Genomic DNA, 20,662 nt, shown 5'->3' with positions numbered 1-20,662 from the left:
GGCCGGGCTGGCTGAAAGCCCCGTCCGGCGGCGCTGCCGGCCGCGGCGGAACGGTCGTCCGCCGCGGGTCAAGCGTACTGCTGGTTACTGCTTTTACGACTGGTTACTGCTGCTTGGCGGCGGCGACCTGCGCGGCCACTTCCGCGGCGAAGTCGTCCTGGCGCTTCTCGATGCCTTCGCCGACGACGAAGAGGGCGAACTTCTGCACCGCCGCATTCGCGGCCTTCAGCATCTGCTCGATCGTCTGCTTGTCGTTCTTCACGAACGGCTGGTTCAGCAGCGACACTTCCTTCAGGAACTTCTGGACGCTGCCGTCGACCATCTTCGCGACGATCTCGGCCGGCTTGCCCGATTCCGCGGCCTTCTGCTCGGCGACGCGGCGCTCCTTCTCGATCAGCTCGGCCGGGACTTCCTCGGACGACAGGGAGACCGGCTTCATCGCCGCGACGTGCATCGCGACGTCCTTGCCGACCTGCTCTTCCGCGCCCGTGTACTCGACGATCACGCCGATGCGGCTGCCGTGCAGGTACGTCGCGAGCTTGTTCGACGTCTCGACGCGCACGAAGCGGCGAATCGAGATGTTCTCGCCGATCTTGCCGACGAGTGCGAGGCGCACTTCGTCGACCGTCTTGCCGTCGAGCGGCAGCGCCGACAGCGCGGCGACGTCGGCCGGGTTCTGCGTCGCGACGAGTTCCGCGATGGTCTTCGCGAACGCGTTGAAATCGTCGTTCTTCGCGACGAAATCGGTTTCGCAGTTCAGTTCGACGAGCGCGCCCGCATTGGCGCCGACGAACGATGCGACGATGCCTTCCGCCGTCACGCGCGACGCGGCCTTGCTGGCCTTGTTGCCGAGCTTCACGCGCAGCAGCTCTTCAGCCTTGCCCATGTCGCCGTCGGCTTCCGTCAGCGCCTTCTTGCATTCCATCATCGGTGCGTCGGTCTTCGCGCGCAGTTCTGCCACCATGCTTGCGGTAATTGCCGCCATCATTCGCTCCTTGAGTCTGTATTCACAACGCCGCCCGCACTTCGACGCAGGCGGCAGGCATTCGTTTCCGGGCTTCCGCGCATTTTTCGCTTGGCGTCGGCCCGGATCGGCCGCCCGAAAAAAAGCGGCTTAAAAAAAGGGGGCCTGTTGAGAGCCCCCTTTTTGCGCCGGCTCGGGGCCGGTTACGCGTTTTCCTCGACGTATTCGTCGTCGCCGCGCGCCGCCTGGACCACTTCGTTGACCGCGTTCGCACGGCCTTCGAGGATCGCGTCGGCCACGCCTTCGGCGTACAGCGCGACAGCCTTGCTCGAGTCGTCGTTACCCGGGATCACGTAATCCACGCCTTCCGGCGAGTGGTTCGTATCGACCACGGCGATGACCGGCACGCCGAGCTTGTTCGCTTCGGTCACGGCGATCTTGTGGTAGCCGACGTCGACGACGAAGATCGCGTCCGGAATGCCGCCCATGTCCTTCACGCCGCCGATCGACTTCTGCAGCTTCGCGATTTCGCGTTCGAACAACAGCGCTTCCTTCTTGCTCATCTTCTCGAGCTCGCCCGCCTCGACCGCCGCTTCCATGTCCTTCAGGCGCTTGATCGACACCTTCAGCGTCTTGAAGTTGGTCATCATGCCGCCGAGCCAGCGGGCGTTCACGTACGGCATGCCCGCGCGCAGCGCTTCCTGGGCGATCGTGTCGCGCGACTGGCGCTTCGTGCCGACGAAGAGGATCGTGCCCCGATTCGCCGCGAGCTGACGCACGTACTTCTGTGCGTCGTTGAACATCGGCAGCGTCTTTTCGAGGTTGATGATGTGAATCTTGTTGCGGTGACCGAAGATGAAGGGAGCCATCTTCGGGTTCCAGAAGCGCGTTTGGTGACCGAAGTGGACACCGGCTTCCAGCATTTGGCGCATCGTGACTGCCATTTGTATTTCTCCACGAGGGTTTGGGTCTTAAGCCGGCTGCCGTATCATGGCGCGACGGCGGGCACTGCCCCGCTCCGTTCGCGCCGCGACACCCTGGGTGCGCCGGCTTGCGATTCGGCGCGCACTTCGAAAACCATTCGAAAGCTTCGCGCCGCCAGCCTTCGCCGCGACCGCCGCGCCTCGAACGAAAACTCCAACGTTCCCGCGCCAGGCAAAATAGCGATTTCAGCGTCGACTTAGCCAATAAGTATAGCATGCGAGCATGGCGGCTCTCAAGTCACCCGCCGCTTGCCGCCGCGCGGGCGGGCGCGCGGCCCGCTGCGCGACGACTTCCGCGCGGCCCGCGCCGCTGCGCCGGATTTCGCGCCGCGCCCGCCCGCGAAAGGCTGCGACAGCAGGAATAAGGTGCGATAATTGCCGAATTCACCGCATTTCAGGCACCGACTCATGGCCATTACGCTCAAAAACGAACACGACATCGCACAGATGCGCATCGCCTGCCGTCTCGCGAGCGAAGTGCTCGACTACATCACGCCGTTCGTCGTCGCGGGCGTGACGACGGGCGAGCTCGACCGCCTCTGCCACGAGTACATGGTGAACGTGCAGGGCACGGTTCCCGCGCCGCTCAACTACCAGCCGCCCGGCTACCCGCCGTTCCCGAAGGCGGTCTGCACGTCGGTCAACGATGTGATCTGCCACGGCATCCCGGGCGACAAGACGCTCAAGAACGGCGACGCGCTCAACATCGACGTCACCGTCATCAAGAACGGCTATTTCGGCGACACGAGCCGGATGTTCATCATCGGCGAAGGCTCGATCCTCGCGAAGCGCCTCGTGCAGACCACCTATGAATGCATGTGGCTCGGCATCGACCAGGTGAAGCCCGGCGCGCATCTCGGCGACATCGGCCACGCGATCCAGAAGCACGCGGAGGCGCAAGGCTACAGCGTCGTGCGCGAATACTGCGGCCACGGGATCGGCACGGTGTTCCACGAGGATCCGCAGGTCGTCCACTACGGGCGGCCGGGCACCGGCATCGAACTGAAGCCTGGCATGATCTTCACGATCGAGCCGATGATCAACGCCGGCAAGCGCGACATCCGCACGATGCCCGACCAGTGGACCGTCAAGACCCGCGACCGCAGCCTGTCCGCGCAGTGGGAGCACACGATCCTCGTGACGGACACGGGCTACGACGTGCTGACGGTGTCGGCCGGCACGCCCGCGCGCCCGACGTTCGCCGCGCCGGCCACTGCGGTCTGAGCGCCGCCCGCGCGCCGCGTCCCGTTCCGTCCGCTTTGCCCGTTTAGCCAGGTAGCCGCTCGCGTCGCCGCGCGCCCCCGTTCAACCGCCCAATCCGATTGCCGTCCATGAGCGCTTCCGTCGCCGCGCCGCCTCCCGCGCTGTCGCACAAAGCCGAATTCAAGGCCGCGAAGGCCGAGCTGCTCGCGCGCTTCAAGGCCGCGGCCAACGTCACGCCGCTGATGCACGCGCTGTCGCGCACGACCGACGACGCGCTGCGCCACCTCTGGCAAGCGTGCGGGCTGCCCGCGACGCTCGCGCTCGTCGCGGTCGGCGGCTACGGGCGCGGCGAGCTGTCGCCGCATTCGGACGTCGACATTCTCGTGCTCCTGCCCGACTCGCACGCGAGCGAGCTCGACGAGCGGATCGAGCGCTTCATCGGGATGGCGTGGGATCTCGGGCTCGAGATCGGCAGCAGCGTGCGCACGGTCGATCAGTGCATCGAGGAGGCGTCGCAGGACGTCACCGTGCAGACGTCGCTGCTGGAGGCGCGCCGCATCGTCGGCAGCACCGCGCTCTTCGAGCGCTTCACGCTGCGCTATCGCGAGGCGCTCGACGCGCGCGCGTTCTTCCAGGCGAAGGTGCTGGAGATGCGCCAGCGCCACGCGAAATTCCAGGACACCCCGTACAGCCTCGAGCCGAACGTGAAGGAAAGCCCCGGCGGCCTGCGCGATCTGCAGACGATCCTCTGGATCGCGCGCGCGGCGGGCTTCGGCAGCAGCTGGCGCGAGCTCGACACGCGCGGGCTCATCACCGATCGCGAGGCGCGCGAGCTGCGCCGCAACGAAGGCTTCCTGAAGACGCTGCGCGCGCGGCTGCACGTGATCGCCGGGCGCCGGCAGGACATCCTCGTGTTCGATCTGCAGACGCAGGCGGCCGAGAGCTTCGGCTACCAGCCGACGCACGCGAAGCGCGCGAGCGAGCAGCTGATGCGGCGCTACTACTGGGCCGCGAAGGCGGTCACGCAGCTCGCGACGATCCTGATCCAGAACATCGAGGCGCAGCTCTTCCCGGCGACGAGCGGCGTCACGCGCGTGCTGTCGCCCGGGCGCTTCGTCGAGAAGCAGGGGATGCTCGAGATCGCCTCGGACGACGTGTTCGAGCGCCACCCGGACGCGATCCTCGAGGCGTTCCTGCTGTACGAGGCGACGCGGGGCGTGAAGGGCCTGTCCGCACGCACGCTGCGCGCGCTCTACAACTCGCGCGACGTGATGAACAACGCGTGGCGGCGCGATCCGCGCAACCGCCACACGTTCATGCAGATCCTGCAGCAGCCCGAAGGCATCACGCACGCGTTCCGCCTGATGAACCAGACAAGCGTGCTCGGCCGCTATCTGCTGAACTTCCGGCGGATCGTCGGCCAGATGCAGCACGACCTGTACCACGTGTACACGGTCGATCAGCACATCCTGATGGTGCTGCGCAACATCCGCCGCTTCGCGGTCGCCGAGCACGCGCACGAATATCCGTTCTGCAGTCAGCTGATCGTGAACTTCGAGCGGCCGTGGGTGCTGTACGTCGCCGCCCTCTTCCACGACATCGCGAAGGGCCGCGGCGGCGACCACTCGACGCTCGGGATGGCCGACGCGCGGCGCTTCTGCCGCGAGCACGGGATCGACGGCGACGACGCGGCGCTCGTCGTGTGGCTCGTCCAGCATCACCTGACGATGAGCCAGGTCGCGCAGAAGCAGGACACGAGCGATCCGGAGGTGATCAAGCGCTTCGCCGACCTCGTCGGCAGCGAGCGGCGCCTGACCGCGCTCTATCTGCTGACCGTCGCCGACATCCGCGGCACGAGCCCCAAGGTGTGGAACACGTGGAAAGGCAAGCTGCTCGAGGATCTCTATCGCTCGACGCTCGCGGTGCTGGGCGGCGCGCAGCCCGATGCGCATTCCGAGCTGAAGACGCGGCAGGAAGAGGCGCTCGCGCTGCTGCGCCTCGAAACCGTGGCGCCCGACGCGCACCGCGCGCTTTGGGATCAACTCGACGTCGGCTACTTCCTGCGCCACGACGCGGCCGACATCGCGTGGCAGACCCGCGTGCTGTATCGGCACGTCGAAGCCGATACGGCGATCGTCCGCGCGCGGCCGTCGCCCGTCGGCGACGCGCTGCAGGTGCTCGTCTACGTGAAGGACCGCTCGGACCTGTTCGCGGGGATCTGCGCGTACTTCGACCGCAACGGGCTGTCGGTGCTCGACGCGCGCGTGAACACAACGCGCCACGGCTACGCGCTCGACAACTTCATCGTCACGCAAACCGAGCACGACGTGCAGTACCGCGACATCGCGAACCTCGTCGAGCAGCAGCTCGCCGCGCGCCTCGCCGAATCGGCGCCGCTGCCCGAGCCGTCGAAGGGCCGGCTGTCGCGGCTGTCGCGCACGTTCCCGATCACGCCGCGCGTCGACCTGCGGGCCGACGAGCGCGGCCAATACTACATTCTGTCCGTGTCCGCCAACGACCGGCCGGGTCTTCTTTATTCGATCGCGCGCGTGCTGGCCGAGCACCGGGTCGGCGTCCATGCGGCGCGGATCAATACGCTCGGCGAACGCGTCGAGGACGTCTTCATGCTCGACGGTAGCGGCTTGTCCGACAACCGTCTGCAGATCCAAGTCGAAACCGAGTTGCTGCGCGCGATCGCAGTGTGAGTGTGTTCCAGCGTTTATGCGCACAAAATTGACCGTCAAGAATCCGCGGCCGGCGACGCCCGGCCGCGCCCCCGTCCGCTCCGGCAGCCTCACCGCGCGCAAGGTCGCGCGGCCCGACGCGAAAGCGGCCGGCGCGAAGCCCGCAGCGCCGAAGTCCCCAGCGCCGAAGTCCGCGGCCAAATCCGCGAAACCCGCCGCGAAGCCGTCGGCGCCGCGAGGCGCGGCGGCCGCCGCGCCGAAGCGCGCGGGCACGCCGTCGCGTCCGGCTGCGGCGTCCGAAGGCAAACGCTTCGCGAAGCCGCGTACCGCGAATGACGCGGGCCGCCCGAGCGGCGAGCGCGCGTCGGCCAGGCGCGCCGGCGCGCCCGGCGCGGCGGCCGGCGAAGGCGCCCGCCGTATGGACGCGAAGTTCGAGCGCCGCCCCGCCGATCGCGGCGGGCAACGCGACGAACGGCCGTCGCGCAGCACGGACGCGCGTTCGTTCGATCCGGGCGCGCGCGGCAAAGGCCGCGCGGAGCGCGACGCGGCGAAACCCGCCGGCACGCGCGGCGCGGCGGGCGCCAAGTTCGGCGGCACGTCCCGGACCACGTCGCGCCAGTCCGACGACCGCGCGCCACGCACGAACGGCCGCACCGCACGCGATCCAGCGCCCTCGTCGTTCGCGGGCAAAGGCGCGGCAGGCGGCAAGCGTGCGCCGCAGCGCGCCGACGACCGCTACGGCGCACCCGCCAAACGCGCGCCTTCGCGCAGCACCGCACGCTCCGACGAACGCAAGGCGCCGCGCGCGCGCGCCGCCGACGAGCGCCGCCCCACCGCTCGGGCAACGACGGGCCCCGCGCTGAAAGTCGCCCAGCCGATCAAGCGCCGCGCGACCGACTCGGGCGCATCCGCCGCACCCGTCGACCGCGGCGACGAAACGGGCCTCGTGCGCCTGTCGAAGCGCATGTCGGAGCTCGGCCTCTGCTCGCGCCGCGAGGCGGACGAATGGATCGAGAAAGGCTGGGTGCTCGTCGACGGCGAGCGCATCGACACGCTCGGCACGAAGGTGCGCGCCGACCAGCGCATCGAGATCGACTCGAACGCGCGCGCCGCGCAGGCGGCGCAAGTGACGATCCTGCTGCACAAGCCGGTCGGCTATGTGTCGGGCCAGGCGGAAGACGGCTACGCGCCCGCCGTGACGCTCGTCACGCGCGAGAACCACTGGAGCGGCGACCGCTCGCCGCTGCGCTTCTCGCCGCAGCACCTGCGCGCGCTCGCACCCGCGGGCCGGCTCGACATCGATTCGACAGGCCTCCTCGTGCTGACGCAAAACGGCCGCGTCGCGAAGCAGCTGATCGGCGAGCAATCCGACATCGACAAGGAATATCTGGTGCGCGTGCGCTTCGGCGAGCGCATGGCCGACATCGACCAGCATTTTCCCGCCGAGTCGCTCGCGAAGCTGCGCCACGGCCTCGAGCTCGACGGCGCGCCGCTCAAGCCCGCGATGGTCAGTTGGCAGAATGGCGAGCAGTTGCGCTTCGTGCTGCGCGAAGGCAAGAAGCGCCAGATTCGCCGGATGTGCGAACTCGTCGGCCTCGAAGTGATCGGCCTGAAGCGCGTGCGGATGGGCCGCGTGATGCTGGGGGCGCTGCCGCAGGGCGAGTGGCGCTACCTCGGGCCGGACGAGTCGTTCTGAACGAAGCGGCTGCCCGGCTCACGCCACGAGGAAACGCCCGCCAAACCGCGGGCGTTTTCGTTTCCGCTGCCGTCTTCGCGACGCCGCGGCGCGCGCCGCTTTGCGGTGTCAGTCGTCCGACTGCGCGTCGAGCCCCGGGAACAGCACGTCGGTGAAGCCGAACTTCGAGAAATCGGTGATCCGCATCGGATAAAGCTTGCCGATCAGGTGGTCGTACTCGTGCTGGACGACCCGCGCATGAAAGCCCTCCGCGACCCGCTCGAGCTTCTCGCCGAACTGGTCGAAGCCGCTGTAGCGCACGCGCCGGTAGCGGCTCACGACGCCGCGCAGCCCCGGCACCGACAGGCAGCCCTCCCAGCCCTCTTCCATGTCGGGCGGCAGATATTCGACCGTCGGATTGACGAGCACGGTCTCCGGCACGGGCGGCGCCTCCGGATAGCGCTCGCTGCTGCCAAAGCCGAAGATGATCACCTGCAGCCCGACGCCGAGCTGCGGCGCGGCGAGCCCCGCGCCGTTCGCGTGATGCATCGTCTCGAACATGTCCGCGACGAGCGCGTGCAGCTCGGGCGTGTTGAATGCCTCGACCGGCCTGGCGACTTCCAGCAAACGCTGATCGCCCATCTTCAGAATCTCGCGAATCATCGCGCGTGGCCCTCCAGAAGTTTGTGCATGCCCTCTTCGTCCAGCACCGGAATGCCGAGTTCCTCGGCCTTCGCGAGCTTGCTGCCCGCATCGGCGCCGGCGACGACGTAATCGGTTTTCTTCGACACCGAGCCCGCGACCTTCGCGCCCGCCGCCTCGAGCATCTCCTTCGCCGCGTCGCGCGTGAGCGTCGGCAGCGTGCCCGTCAGCACGACGGTCTTGCCCGCGAGCACGCCTTGCGGCGCGCGCGGCGCGGGCGGCCCTTCGGGCCACGTGACGCGGCCCGGCGCGCGCAGCTGCTCGATCACCGTGCGATTGTGCTCCTCGGCGAAGAACTGATGGATCGATTCGGCGACGATCGGCCCGACGTCGTTGACCTCGAGCAACGCTTCGATCGACGCGTCCATGATCGGATCGAGCGAGCCGAAATGCTTCGCGAGATCCTTCGCCGTCGACTCGCCGACGTGCCGGATCCCGAGCGCGTAGATGAAGCGCGAGAGCGTCGTGTGCTTCGCCTTGTCGAGCGAATCGATCAGGTTCTGCGCGGACTTCTCCGCGAAGCGGTCGAGCTCGACGAGCGTCGAGAAGCCGAGGTTGAACAGGTCCGCCGGCGTGCGCACGAGGTTCTGCTCGACGAGCTGGTCGATGATCTTCTCGCCGAGCCCGTCGATGTCGAGCGCGCGGCGCTGCGCGAAGTGCCACAGCGCCTGCTTGCGCTGCGCGGGACAGAAGAGCCCGCCCGTGCAGCGCGCGATCGCCTCGTCCGGCAGCCGCTCGATCCGCGATCCGCATTCGGGGCATGCCGTCGGCATCACGAATTCGCGCGCATCCGCCGGTCGGCGGTCGAGCACGGCCGACACCACCTCGGGAATCACGTCGCCCGCGCGGCGCACGATCACCGTGTCGCCGATCCGGATGTCCTTGCGGCGCACCTCGTCTTCGTTGTGCAGCGTCGCGTTCGTGACGGTCGCGCCGCCGACGAACACGGGCTCGAGGCGCGCGACCGGCGTGATCGCGCCCGTGCGGCCGACCTGCACGTCGATCGCGACGAGCTTCGTCAGCGCCTCCTGCGCGGGGAACTTGTGCGCGAGCGCGAAGCGCGGCGCGCGCGACACGAAGCCGAGCCGCTCCTGCTCGTCGCGACGGTTCACCTTGTAGACGACGCCGTCGATGTCGTACGGCAGCGACTCGCGCCGCTCGCCGACCGCGTGGAAGAAGTCGAGGAGGCCCGCCGCGCCGCGCACGACCGCGCGCTCGCGGTTCACCGGCAGCCCGAGCGTCTCGTACCAGTCGAGCAGGCCGCCGTGGGTGTCCGGCATGTCGACGCCGTCGAGCACGCCGATCCCGTAAGCGAAGAACGACAGCGGCCGCGACGCGGTGATCTTCGAATCGAGCTGCCGGAGGCTCCCCGCCGCCGCGTTGCGAGGATTCGCGAACTCGCGCTGACCCGCCGCGCGCTGACGTTCGTTCAGGCGCGCGAAATCGCGCTTGAACATCAGCACTTCGCCGCGCACGTCGAGCACGCGCGGCACGTGCTTGCCCTTCAGCTTCAGCGGGACCGAGCGGACCGTGCGGATGTTCCGGGTGACGTCCTCGCCCGTCGTGCCGTCGCCGCGCGTCGACGCCTGCACGAACCGGCCGTCCTCGTAGCGCAGCGAGATCGCGAGGCCGTCGAACTTCAGCTCGCACGCGTATTCGACGGGATCGGTCACGGTGCCGGCGAGGTCGGTCGCCTTGTCGAGGCCGTCGGCGACGCGCTTGTCGAACGCGACGACGTCTTCGTCGGAAAAGCCGTTGTTGAGCGAGAGCATCGGCGTGTCGTGCACGACGGGCGTGAAGCCGCTCGCGACTTCGCCGCCGACCCGCTGCGTCGGCGATTCGGGCGTGACGAGATCGGGGTGCTCGGCCTCGACTTGCTGCAGCTCGACGAAGAGGCGATCGTACTCGGCGTCGGGCAGCTCCGGCTGGTCGAGCACGTAATAGGCGTAGTTCGCCCGCTCGAGCTCGGCGCGCAGCCACGCGGCGCGCTTGGCCGGCTGGCTGGCGGGCGGTTCAACTGGGGATCGGGCCATGCTGGCGGCACTTTCTCGTGAGGATAATCAGGCGATGATTATCTCAGTTCGAGCCCTTTTCGGCATCGGCTGAATGGCCGAACGAAGGCGAAGAGCGGATGGGATCGGGAATTCGAATCCCCTGGCTGCCGCCGGCGGCCTTGCGGTGCCGCAAGACAATCGGACGAACGGCCGGAGGCAGCAGGCCGAGGCCGTTCGTCCGACGCGGTTGCAACGCAATGGGCCTTCGAGCCGGCGGCTCGACGACCGAGCCGAGTATCGCAACCGCGATCGAAGCCTCGCCGGACGCACATCGCTTCGCACCGCAAAAACCGGAGTGAAACGCAAACCGGCACGATTCGACTGATTGCGTCCGGTCGATTCAAATGACGCGACGCAGCGCGACAACGCGATCGCAAGCTGCGATCGTGGGCGCCGCCGCGACGCGGCTCGCATCAATCACGCCGCCCCGCAACGGAAACGAAACGCCGCGCTTACTCTTACTGGCTGAACAGCCGCCGCGTGACGGGCGACCCGGCCGGAATCCCGGCTTCCTCGAGCCGCGCGTACAGCTTCATCAGCTGCTGCTCGATCGCGAGCAGCGTCGATTCCGGCAGCGGCCGGCGCTGGTCGTCGACGACGCGCGCACCGATCCGCTCCGACAGCGACTTCGCGTAGTCGCACATCAGCCTGAACGGCAGGATGTCCTCGTCGGCGACGGGCACGTCGAGCACGAGCGTGATCAGGTTGCCGCCCTTGTACGTGAGGTCGTCGCGCAGGAAGTTCGTGTCGCCGAACTGCAGCATGAAGACGGGATTCTGCTTCGCGTCGAGCTTCACGAAGCGCGTGCCGTCGCGCGACAGCAGGAGCCCGTCCTGCGACGCGACCGCCTGCACGTAGTTCGCCGACCACGGCGCACCGTCCGACATCACGTTGATCGACAGCTGCGCGTCGCACTGCGCGGCGAAGCCGTCTAGCTCGCGCGCCATCGACACCGTTTCCATCATGTCCGGGAATTCCGGCGCGCCGTCGATCGCGTCCGCGAACTGCTGGACGCCCGTCACGAATTCGGAGAACTCGAGCTCGTTGAGCGGGCCGCCGCGGTTCGCGAGCTGCGCGGCCGCGCGCAGCTCTTCGTAGCGCACGCCGCTCTGCAGCAGCTCCCACGCGCCGCCGCCTTCCGGCTTGCCTTCGATGTGCACCGGCTTGCTGCCCGCGCGGCGCAGCCGCTGCGCGGCGGGCAGGATCTTGTCGCCCGCGAGCGGGCCCGCGAGGCGGATCGGCACGATGCAGTCGATCCGGCGATCGACGATCGCGGGCGGCGCCGCGGAAATCGTCGTCGCGGCGGGCAGCACCGGCTCGACCGGCTCGTCGTGCGCGGGGACGGAAGCGGCCGCTTCGCCGCCGCTCGTCTCGACGGCGGGCTCGACCGCGCCGTTCGCAACCGTCGCCTCGGCCTGCAGATCGGCCGGCGTGTCGGCGGGCGCCGCGCCGCCGAACGTCGGCTCGACGCGCGCCGCGTCGTCGCCCTGCGCACCCGCCGCGCCGCCCGCCGCGGCCTCGCGGCGCGCCGGCTGCCGCACCGGCTCGATGAAGGGCGCCTCGTCGTCGCGCTCGTGCCGCGCGGCGGCTTCGGCCGCCTCGGGCGGCATCGGGCGCGGCATCCTGCGACGCACCTTCGCCCCCTGCCACGCGTTGTAGACCACGACGCCGCCCACCACGACGGCGCCCGCGCCGATCAATCCGAGTGTCAACTCGTCCATGCACGCTCCATCAAATTCTTTTTCATGGGACTCGCGGACGGGCGCCCATGCGCCGCGCGCCCGCGGGCCATTCGTCAAACGTCAATTCTGCGCAAAACCCGCGGCAGTTTCCATGTCCACCGCGACGATCCGCGACACGCCCTGCTCCTGCATCGTCACGCCGATCAGTTGCTGCGCCATCTCCATCGCGATCTTGTTGTGCGAGATGAAAAGGAACTGCGTCTTGTCCGACATCGCGCGCACGAGGTTCGCGAAGCGCTCGGTGTTCGCGTCGTCGAGCGGTGCGTCGACCTCGTCGAGCAGACAGAACGGCGCCGGGTTCAGTTGGAACATCGCGAACACGAGCGCGGTCGCCGTCAGCGCCTTCTCGCCGCCCGACAGCAGGTGAATCGTCGCGTTCTTCTTGCCGGGCGGCTGCGCCATCACCTGCACGCCGGCGTCGAGGATCTCGTCGCCCGTCATGATGAGCTTCGCCTGGCCGCCGCCGAAAAGGCGCGGGAACAGATCGCTGAAATGGCGGTTCACTTCGTCGAAGGTCGCCTGCAGCAGCGTGCGGGTTTCCTGGTCGATCTTGCGGATCGCGTCCTCGAGCGTCTCGATCGCGTTCGTCAGGTCGGCCGATTGCGCGTCGAGGAACACCTTGCGCTCGCTCGCCGCCGCGAGCTCTTCGAGCGCCGCCATGTTGACGGGGCCGAGCGCGCTGACCGCGTTGTTGATCCGCGTGACCTCGCCCTGCAGGTACGACGGCTTCATGTCCGGCGTGAGCTTGTCCTTCAGCGCGGCCTCGTCGACCTCGGCCGCCGCGAGCTGCTCGGCGAACTGCTCGCCCGTCATCCGCGCCGCCTGCTCCTTCAACTGCAGCTCGGTGATGCGGTCGCGCAGCGGCTGCAGCGAGCGCTCGGCCGCCAAGCGCGTCTCGTCGGCCGCGCGCAGCTTCGCGGTCAGGTCGTCGAGCTCCGCGCGCGCGGCGCCGAGCGCCTGCTCCTTCGCCGCGCGCACTTCGAGCGCGTCCTGCAGGCCGGTGTGCGCGGTCTGCTCGTTGATCGTCTCGAGCTCCGCGCGCGCGTCCTCGAGCGACGCGGCGACGCGCTCGCTCTGGTCGTGCGCGACCTGGATCGTGCGCTTCAGCTCGTCGATCCGGTTCGCCGACTGGCGCGCGGCGAAGCGCGCATCGGTGGCCGCGCGCTCGAGCTCGCGCGCTTCCTGGCGCGCGTTCGTCAGCGATTCGTCGAGCGCCTCGAACGCGAGCTGGTTGTCCTCGAAGCGTGCCTGCAGCTCGGCGAGCTCGGCGTCGTGACGCTCGAAGTTCGCCTCCGACTCCGCGCGCAGCGCGCGCTGCTCTTCGATCTGCGCGCCGATCTCCTCGAGCTCCTCGCGAATCTGCGTGCTGCGCTGCGTGTAGCGCTCGTGCGCTTGCGCGAGCTTCAGCACGTCCATCTGCAGCGCGTGCACGCGCTGCGTCGCGCGCTCGGCCTGCGCGCGCACTTCGGTCAGCGCCTGCGACGCCTGCGTGTGCGCCGCTTCCGCGCGGATCGCCGCCGCCTTCGCTTCGTCCGACAGGAGCGCCTGCGCGCGCACCTGCCGCGCCAGATTCTCGATTTCCTGCTGGCGCGCGAGCATCCCCGCCTGCTCGGAATCGGCCGCATACAGCTGCACACCCGAGCGCGTGACGACGTGGCCCGCCTTCACGACGAACGCGCCGCCCTGCGGCAGCTGCGCGCGCGCGGCAAGCGCCTGCGCGAGATCGTCGGCGATGAACGCCGTGCCGAGCCAGTCGTTGAGCACCGCGCGCAGGCCCGCGTCGTCGATCCGCACGAGCGACAGGAGCGGCCGCAGCGCGCCCGGCGCAGCGAGCGGCTCGCCCGCGGGCGGCGGCGCGTAAAACGCGAGCTTCGCCGGCGGCGCGTCGGTCGCGAACGCCTTCACCCAGTCGAGATTCGACACTTCGAGCGCCGCGAGCCGCTCGCGCAGCACCGCTTCGAGCGCGGTTTCCCAGCCGGCCTCGACGTGCAGCTTCTTCCACAGACGCGGCAGCGCGCCGAGCTCGTGCTTGTCGAGCCACGGCTGGATCTTGCCTTCCGTCTGCACGTTTTCCTGCAACTGCTTGAGCGCGGCCAGGCGCGCTTCGAGCTGATGGATCTGCGCGCTCTCGGCCTGCACGCGCTCGTGCGCCGCACGGCGCTCCGCGTCGAGGCGCGGCAGCGTCTCCTGCGCGTCGGCGAGGCGCGCCTGCGCCTCGGCAAGAATCTCTTCGTGCTCGGCGAGCTGCATCCGCAGCTCTTCGAGCTGCGCCTCGTCGGGCGCGTCGAGGCCGCCCGCCTCGGTCTTCAGACGCTCGTGGCGCTGCTGGAGCTGCTGGAGCTGCTGATCGGCATTGCGCTGGTGCGCGGCTTCGAGCTTGAGCGCCTGCTCGGTCTGCGCGATCCGGCCGCGCTCGTCGTTCAGTCCGGTCTGCGCATCGCGCCAGCGCGCCTCGAGCGCGGGCAGCGCGTCGTGCTTCGCGGCCGCGTCGTCCTCGGCGAGCGCCGCCTTCTCGTCGGCGACCGCGCGTGCTTCTTCCGCTTCCTCGATGTCGCCCTGCGCCTTGTCGGCCTGCGCGCGCCACTGCTCCTGCTGCGCGACGAGCGCCGCGATCTGCGATTGCACGCGGTTGCGCGACTCGACGATGAACTTGATCTCGGCCTCGAGGCGGCTCACCTCGGCGTTCGCTTCATAGAGCGCGCCCTGCGCGCCCTGCATCGCGTCGCTCGCCGAATAGTGCGCGACGCGCAGCGTCTCCAGTTGCGCCTCGACTTCGCGCAGCCTCGCGGTCTGCGCGTCGAGCTCGATCTGCGCGTCGCCGATCGCGCGGCGCTGCCTGTCCTGCTCGGCCGCCGCCTCGTTCTTGCGCAAAAGCCACAGCAGGCGTTGCTTCTCCTCGCCGTCGGCGACGAGCTCCTTGTACTTCGTCGCGACGACCGCCTGCGCTTCGAGCTTCTCGAGATTCGAGCCGAGCTCGCGGACGATGTCCTCGACGCGCGTCAGGTTCTCGCGCGTGTCGTGCAGGCGGTTCTCGGTCTCGCGGCGGCGCTCCTTGTACTTCGACACGCCCGCCGCCTCTTCGAGGAACACGCGCAGCTCTTCGGGCTTCGCCTCGATGATCCGCGCGATCATCCCCTGGCCGATGATCGCGTACGCGCGCGGGCCGAGACCCGTGCCGAGGAAGATATCCTGGATGTCGCGGCGGCGCGCGGGCAGATTGTTGATGTAGTAGCTCGACGTGCCGTCGCGCGTCAGCACGCGCTTCACGGCGATCTCGCCGTACTGGCCCCACTGGCCGGCCGCGCGGCCGTCGGAGTTGTCGAACACGAGCTCGACGCTCGCCCGGCTGCCGGGCTTGCGGGCCGTCGAGCCGTTGAAGATCACGTCCTGCATCGACTCGCCGCGCAGCTCGGACGCGCGCGATTCGCCGAGCACCCAGCGCACGGCGTCGATGATGTTGGATTTGCCGCACCCGTTCGGCCCCACCACGCCGACCAGTTGACCTGGGACCTGGAAGTGCGTGGGATCGACGAAAGATTTGAAGCCAGCGAGTTTGATCGAGCTCAGACGCACGGCGGTATCGGTGGTAAAGAGTGTGAAACGGTTCGGAACGTGCGTTGCGCGCCGCGATTCGGCCGCGAGGCCCGCGCGCGCGCCGCACGCCCAAGATTCGAAAAACGGGGCCGTGCTGTCAAGCAGTCGGCCCCGCGAATGGGGCCAATCATACCATCGCGCGCGCGCCGTCCCGCGGCTCGCGCGGTTCGTCGTCCGCCGGCCGGCCACGGTGCACGCGGCTCGACAGCAGGGTCGCGACGACGATGCAGAAGCCGCCCGCCCATTCGCGCGCGGTCGGCACTTCGTTGGCAAAAAGCCACGCCGACAGCGCGGTGACGACGATCTCGAACAGCATGACGATCGATGCGCGGTTCGCCGGCACGCGCGCCAAGCCGTGCTGGACGAGCATGTTGTTCGCCGCGACCGTCACGCCGATCCCGACGACGAGGAGCGCCGCGAAGCCCAAGTCGCCGCCCGCCGGCATCGGCGGCAGGCCTTCGACGAGCGACGCGACGACGCCGAGCGCGGCCGCGCCGCCGAAGAGCGTCGCCGTGCGCATCTCGGGCTTCATTCGCGGCAGCTCGCGGCTCGCCTTGACGACGAGCACGTTGCTCATCGCGAAGCTCATCCCCGCCGCGAGCCCCGCCCATTCGGCCGGGTTCGACGGCAGCGGCACGCCGAGCCGCGGCGACCACAGCATCAGCATCGCGCCGGCGAGCGACAGCGCGGCGAGCGCCGCGCCCGCGAGCGTGAGCCGCTCGTGCAGGATGAAGTGCGCGTAGATCGCGGTCCACGCGGGCGTCAGATAAAAGAGCAGCATCACGCGCAGCACTTCGCCGTGAATCGTGCCCCAGACGAAGCCGAGATTCGTCACGCCCGCCGCGACGCCGAGCGCGGGCAGCAGCCAGTGCCAGCGCACCGTCGCGATCGACCTGCGCCGCACGATCAGCACGAACGCGCAGGCGACGACGCTCGTTGCGGCGCTCGCCGCCGTGCCCGTCACGCCGAGCGCCGCCAGGAGACGCAGCGGATACCAGATCAGGCCCCATACCGACGCGCCGATCAGAATCGCGAGCGTCGGCCAGCCGGCGCTCCCTCGTTCATTCATTTGCAAACCGAACCTCTTTTTCCTTCATCGCACGGCGCCGCGGCGCGTTCGCCGCGCGTTCCGCCGTCCGATGTCACGCTATAATCGAGCGCCGTCGCCGCGCCCAACAGGCCGGCACGGGCCGGTAACGCCGGCATCCCGCGCGCCATCCGCCGCGCCCTTCTTCGCCCGCGCCCGGCGGCGCCTGCCGCGCCCCTGTTTCGCGCCCGTTTCGCTTAAACCGGCCCGTCCGATCGGCCATCTACCGGCTCCGCCCGTCCAAGCCCGTGAATCCTCGTCTCGATACGCTTCAGCCCTATCCGTTCGAAAAGCTCCGCGCGCTCTTTGCCGGCGTGACGCCGAGCGCGCATCTGCCGCCGATCAGCTTCGGCATCGGCGAGCCGAAGCATGCGACGCCCGCGCTGATCCGCGACGCCGCCGCGGCCGCGCTGGACGGCCTCGCGTCGTATCCGGCGACGGCGGGCACCGATGCGCTGCGCGAGACGATCGCCCGCTGGCTCGAGCGCCGCTACGGGCTGCCCGCGATCGACGCCGCGACGCAGGTGCTCGCCGCATCGGGCTCGCGCGAGGCGCTCTTCTCGCTCGCGCAGGCGGTGATCGATCCGGCCGCGGGCAAGCGCGGCGAGAACGCCGGCCAGAACGGCGAAAGGCCGATCGTACTCTGTCCGAATCCTTTCTATCAAATTTACGAAGGCGCGGCGCTCCTCGCGGGCGCCGAGCCGTACTTCGTCAACAGCGACCCGGCGCGCAACTTCGCGCCCGACTATTCGGTCGTGCCGGACGACGTGTGGGCGCGCACGCAGCTCGTCTACGTGTGCTCGCCCGGCAACCCGACGGGCGCCGTGCTGACGCTCGACGACTGGCGCGAGCTGTTCGCGCTGTCGGACGAGCACGGCTTCGTGATCGCGTCCGACGAATGCTATTCGGAGATCTACTTCGACGAGTCGAAGCCGCCGATGGGCGGCCTCGAGGCCGCGCACGAGCTCGGCCGCGGCTTCGAGCGCCTCGTGATGCTGTCGAGCCTGTCGAAGCGCTCGAACGTGCCGGGCATGCGCTCGGGCTTCGTCGCGGGCGACGCGGCGCTCATGAAGCGCTTCCTGCTGTACCGCACGTACCACGGCGCGGCGCTGTCGCCCGTCTGGCAGAAGGCGAGCGTCGCCGCCTGGGGCGACGAGGCGCACGTGCGCGAGAACCGCGCGCTCTACGCGCAGAAATTCGCGGCCGTCACGCCGATGCTCGCCGACGTCGTCGACGTGCGCCTGCCCGACGCCGCGTTCTACCTGTGGGCGAACGTCGCGAGGACCGGCCTGTCGGATACCGAGTTCGCCCGGCGCCTCTTCGCCGACTATAATGTGACGGTCCTGCCCGGCTCGTATCTCGCCCGCGACGCGCATGGCGCGAATCCCGGCCGCGACTTCGTCCGGATCGCGCTCGTCGCCGGCACGGCCGAATGCGTCGAAGGCGCGCAGCGCATCGTCGACTTCTGCCGCGGCCTCGCCCGCTGAACGCGCTTCGAGCGCCCCCGATTCATCCATCATCCACGTCCAGCATAGCCACGAACATGTCGCAACAACTTCAGCAAATCATCGATAACGCCTGGGAAAACCGCGCCGAGCTGTCGCCGAAGGCCGCGTCCGCGGAGATCCGCGAAGCCGTCGCGCACGCGATCGAGCAGCTCGACCGCGGCGCGCTGCGCGTCGCCGAGAAGATCGACGGCGAATGGACCGTGCACCAGTGGCTGAAGAAGGCCGTGCTGCTGTCGTTCCGCCTGGAAGACAATGCGCCGATGCCGGCGGGCGGCTACTCGCAGTTCTACGACAAGGTGCCGTCGAAGTTCGCGAACTACACGGCCGAAGACTTCGCCGCGGGCGGCTTCCGCGTCGTGCCGCCCGCCATCGCGCGCCGCGGCTCGTTCATCGCGAAGAACGTCGTGCTGATGCCGTCGTACACGAACATCGGCGCGTACGTCGACGAAGGCACGATGGTCGATACCTGGGCGACGGTCGGCTCGTGCGCGCAGATCGGCAAGAACGTGCACCTGTCGGGCGGCGTCGGCATCGGCGGCGTGCTCGAGCCGCTGCAGGCGAACCCCGTCATCATCGAGGACAACTGCTTCATCGGCGCGCGCTCGGAAGTCGTCGAAGGCGTGATCGTCGAGGAGAACTCGGTGATCTCGATGGGCGTGTACCTCGGCCAGAGCACGAAGATCTACGACCGCGAAACGGGCGAAGTGACGTATGGCCGCATTCCGGCCGGCTCGGTCGTCGTCGCGGGCAACCTGCCGTCGAAGGACGGCACGCACAGCCTGTACTGCGCGGTGATCGTGAAGAAGGTCGACGCGAAGACGCGCGCGAAGGTCGGCCTGAACGAACTGCTGCGAGGCGACTGATGGCGAAGCCTCGCACCGTGGTCGTGTACGGCATTCCGAACTGCGACACCGTGAAGAAGGCCCGCGTGTGGCTCGACGAGCACGGTGTCGAGTTCGAATTTCACGATTTCAAGAAAGCCGGCGTCAGCGCGCCGCTGGTCGAGGACTGGCTGAAGGACGTGTCGCTCGACGCGCTCCTGAACCGGCGCGGCACCACGTGGCGCGGCCTGGCCGACGACATGAAGGCGGCCGCCGAAACGCCGGCCGGCGCGATCGCGCTGATGATCCACAAGCCGTCGGTCATCAAGCGTCCGGTGCTGGTCGTCAACGGCCGCGTGAAATCGCTCGGCTTCGCGGCCGACCAGTACACGGCGCTGTTTGCCGCGTAGCGGCCGCCTGCGCTGAACGCGCCAGAAGCCTCATCGCTGCCGGCCACCGCGCCGGCATTTTTTATCGAAAGTGGTCCGAACCATGTCCGCCACCCTAGCCCTTACCGAACAACTGATCGCGCGCGCGTCCGTCACGCCCGACGATCAGCACTGCCAGCACCTGATGATCGAGCGCCTCACCGCGCTCGGCTTCGAATGCGAAACGATCGCGTCGCACGGCGTGACGAACTTCTGGGCCGTCAAGCGCGGCACGGCCGGCCGCGACGGCAAGCTGCTCGCGTTCGCAGGCCACACCGACGTCGTGCCGACCGGCCCGCTCGAGCAGTGGAGCTCCCCGCCCTTCGTGCCGACGCATCGCGACGGCAAGCTGTACGGCCGCGGCGCCGCCGACATGAAGACGTCGCTCGCGGGCTTCGTCGTCGCGGCCGAGGAGTTCGTCGCCGCGCATCCGCAGCACCGCGGCTCGATCGGCTTTCTGATCACGAGCGACGAGGAAGGGCCCGCAACGGACGGCACCGTGAAGCTCGTCGAAGCGCTCGGCGCGCGCGGCGAGCGGCTCGACTACTGCATCGTCGGCGAGCCGACGTCGACGGCGACGCTCGGCGACGTCGTGAAGAACGGCCGGCGCGGCTCGATGTCGGGCGAGCTCGTCGTCAAGGGCGTGCAAGGCCACATCGCCTATCCGCATCTCGCGAAGAACCCGATCCATCTGCTCGCGCCGGCGCTCGCGGAGCTCGCGGCCGAGCAATGGGACGAAGGCAACGAATATTTCCCGCCGACCACCTGGCAGGTATCGAACCTGCGCGCGGGCACCGGCGCGACGAACGTGATCCCGGGCCACGCGGATCTGCTGTTCAATTTCCGCTTCTCGACGGCGAGCACCGTCGAGGGCCTGCAGGCGCGCGTGCACGCGATCCTCGACAAGCACGAGCTCGACTACGCGCTGAACTGGTCGGTGAGCGGCCTGCCGTTCCTCACGCCGCGCGGCGAGCTGTCGAACGCGCTCGATGAGGCGATCCGTGCGGAAACCGGCGTTTCGCCCGAGCTGTCGACGACGGGCGGCACGTCCGACGGCCGCTTCATCGCGCGCATCTGCCCGCAGGTGATCGAATTCGGCCCGCCGAACGGCAGCATCCACAAGATCGACGAGCACATCGAAGTGCGTTTCGTCGATCCGCTGAAGAACGTGTACCGCCGCGTACTCGAACAACTGATCGCCTGACGAAGACCGCTCG

General features: G+C 69.0%; 14 protein-coding genes. 7 read left to right on the top strand and 7 right to left on the bottom strand.

From position 1 onward, the window contains the following. Positions 1–103: 103 nt before the first annotated feature. Together tsf and rpsB are read right to left on the bottom strand one after the other, a co-directional pair. Positions 104–985, bottom strand: a complete 882-nt coding sequence (gene tsf, locus BG90_RS14800) for a translation elongation factor Ts (RefSeq protein WP_025989882.1) — start codon at positions 983–985, stop codon at positions 104–106. A gap of 182 nt (positions 986–1,167) precedes the next feature. Next, positions 1,168–1,908 carry a 30S ribosomal protein S2 gene (rpsB, locus tag BG90_RS14795; RefSeq protein ID WP_010104624.1) on the bottom strand — a complete coding sequence of 247 codons (741 nt, stop codon included), beginning with the start codon at positions 1,906–1,908 and terminating at the stop codon, positions 1,168–1,170. Positions 1,909–2,355: 447 nt separating this feature from the next. Here rpsB and map point away from each other — a divergent pair, with 447 nt between their 5' ends. The 3 genes from map (at position 2,356) to BG90_RS35105 (ending at position 7,530) form a co-directional block, all read left to right on the top strand. Beyond that, positions 2,356–3,171: a type I methionyl aminopeptidase gene (gene map, locus BG90_RS14790; protein WP_010115925.1), complete on the top strand. Its 816-nt coding sequence runs from the start codon at positions 2,356–2,358 to the stop codon at positions 3,169–3,171. A gap of 107 nt (positions 3,172–3,278) precedes the next feature. Next, positions 3,279–5,855 (top strand): [protein-PII] uridylyltransferase, encoded by a 2,577-nt coding sequence (locus BG90_RS14785; RefSeq protein WP_010115927.1) that lies wholly within the window; start codon positions 3,279–3,281, stop codon positions 5,853–5,855. A 16-nt stretch (positions 5,856–5,871) separates the two neighbouring features. Further along, entirely contained in the window at positions 5,872–7,530 is a 1,659-nt protein-coding gene (locus tag BG90_RS35105) for a pseudouridine synthase (protein ID WP_107950788.1), read from the top strand. A 108-nt stretch (positions 7,531–7,638) separates the two neighbouring features. On the opposite strand, the gene def is transcribed toward BG90_RS35105, so the two are convergent. From def to BG90_RS14755, 5 genes are all read right to left on the bottom strand, one after another. After that, positions 7,639–8,172 (bottom strand): peptide deformylase, encoded by a 534-nt coding sequence (def, locus tag BG90_RS14775; protein ID WP_010115937.1) that lies wholly within the window; start codon positions 8,170–8,172, stop codon positions 7,639–7,641. Further along, positions 8,169–10,244, bottom strand: a complete 2,076-nt coding sequence (gene ligA, locus BG90_RS14770) for an NAD-dependent DNA ligase LigA (RefSeq protein ID WP_010115939.1) — start codon at positions 10,242–10,244, stop codon at positions 8,169–8,171. The genes def and ligA overlap by 4 nt, the downstream gene beginning before the upstream one ends. A 479-nt stretch (positions 10,245–10,723) precedes the next feature. Beyond that, positions 10,724–11,986: a cell division protein ZipA C-terminal FtsZ-binding domain-containing protein gene (locus BG90_RS14765; RefSeq protein ID WP_038802676.1), complete on the bottom strand. Its 1,263-nt coding sequence runs from the start codon at positions 11,984–11,986 to the stop codon at positions 10,724–10,726. Between the two features lie 81 nt (positions 11,987–12,067). Beyond that, positions 12,068–15,580 (bottom strand): chromosome segregation protein SMC, encoded by a 3,513-nt coding sequence (smc, locus tag BG90_RS14760; protein ID WP_045568317.1) that lies wholly within the window; start codon positions 15,578–15,580, stop codon positions 12,068–12,070. A 148-nt stretch (positions 15,581–15,728) separates the two neighbouring features. Continuing rightward, positions 15,729–16,676: a DMT family transporter gene (locus tag BG90_RS14755; RefSeq protein WP_025989886.1), complete on the bottom strand. Its 948-nt coding sequence runs from the start codon at positions 16,674–16,676 to the stop codon at positions 15,729–15,731. A gap of 260 nt (positions 16,677–16,936) precedes the next feature. Here BG90_RS14755 and dapC point away from each other — a divergent pair, with 260 nt between their 5' ends. The 4 genes from dapC to dapE all read left to right on the top strand — a co-directional run bounded on the left by dapC (position 16,937) and on the right by dapE (position 20,649). Continuing rightward, positions 16,937–18,175 (top strand): succinyldiaminopimelate transaminase, encoded by a 1,239-nt coding sequence (dapC, locus tag BG90_RS14750; protein WP_010115953.1) that lies wholly within the window; start codon positions 16,937–16,939, stop codon positions 18,173–18,175. Positions 18,176–18,231: 56 nt separating this feature from the next. Further along, a complete protein-coding gene (gene dapD, locus BG90_RS14745) occupies positions 18,232–19,059 on the top strand; it encodes a 2,3,4,5-tetrahydropyridine-2,6-dicarboxylate N-succinyltransferase (RefSeq protein WP_010115955.1) in 828 nt (275 codons plus the stop codon). After that, positions 19,059–19,427 carry an ArsC family reductase gene (locus tag BG90_RS14740; RefSeq protein WP_010104655.1) on the top strand — a complete coding sequence of 123 codons (369 nt, stop codon included), beginning with the start codon at positions 19,059–19,061 and terminating at the stop codon, positions 19,425–19,427. The genes dapD and BG90_RS14740 overlap by 1 nt, the downstream gene beginning before the upstream one ends. Before the next feature lie 82 nt (positions 19,428–19,509). Then, positions 19,510–20,649 carry a succinyl-diaminopimelate desuccinylase gene (gene dapE / locus BG90_RS14735; RefSeq protein WP_010115957.1) on the top strand — a complete coding sequence of 380 codons (1,140 nt, stop codon included), beginning with the start codon at positions 19,510–19,512 and terminating at the stop codon, positions 20,647–20,649. The last annotated feature ends 13 nt before the right edge of the window (positions 20,650–20,662 follow it).

The sequence above is a fragment of the Burkholderia oklahomensis C6786 genome (genome assembly GCF_000959365.1).
Classification (GTDB): Bacteria; Pseudomonadota; Gammaproteobacteria; order Burkholderiales; family Burkholderiaceae; genus Burkholderia; species Burkholderia oklahomensis.
Note: the sequence above shows the minus strand (reverse complement) of the source record. Positions and strands in the feature narration are given on the sequence as shown.

Excerpts from the sequence above, each read along its gene's own strand:
- def (WP_010115937.1), bottom strand. The coding sequence starts at position 8,172 with ATGATTCGCGAGATTCTGAAGATGGGCGATCAGCGTTTGCTGGAAGTC.
- dapD (WP_010115955.1), top strand. The coding sequence starts at position 18,232 with ATGTCGCAACAACTTCAGCAAATCATCGATAACGCCTGGGAAAACCGC.
- map (WP_010115925.1), top strand. The coding sequence starts at position 2,356 with ATGGCCATTACGCTCAAAAACGAACACGACATCGCACAGATGCGCATC.
- BG90_RS14785 (WP_010115927.1), top strand. The coding sequence starts at position 3,279 with ATGAGCGCTTCCGTCGCCGCGCCGCCTCCCGCGCTGTCGCACAAAGCC.
- BG90_RS35105 (WP_107950788.1), top strand. The coding sequence starts at position 5,872 with ATGCGCACAAAATTGACCGTCAAGAATCCGCGGCCGGCGACGCCCGGC.
- BG90_RS14740 (WP_010104655.1), top strand. The coding sequence starts at position 19,059 with ATGGCGAAGCCTCGCACCGTGGTCGTGTACGGCATTCCGAACTGCGAC.
- rpsB (WP_010104624.1), bottom strand. The coding sequence starts at position 1,908 with ATGGCAGTCACGATGCGCCAAATGCTGGAAGCCGGTGTCCACTTCGGT.
- tsf (WP_025989882.1), bottom strand. The coding sequence starts at position 985 with ATGGCGGCAATTACCGCAAGCATGGTGGCAGAACTGCGCGCGAAGACC.
- dapE (WP_010115957.1), top strand. The coding sequence starts at position 19,510 with ATGTCCGCCACCCTAGCCCTTACCGAACAACTGATCGCGCGCGCGTCC.
- ligA (WP_010115939.1), bottom strand. The coding sequence starts at position 10,244 with ATGGCCCGATCCCCAGTTGAACCGCCCGCCAGCCAGCCGGCCAAGCGC.
- BG90_RS14765 (WP_038802676.1), bottom strand. The coding sequence starts at position 11,986 with ATGGACGAGTTGACACTCGGATTGATCGGCGCGGGCGCCGTCGTGGTG.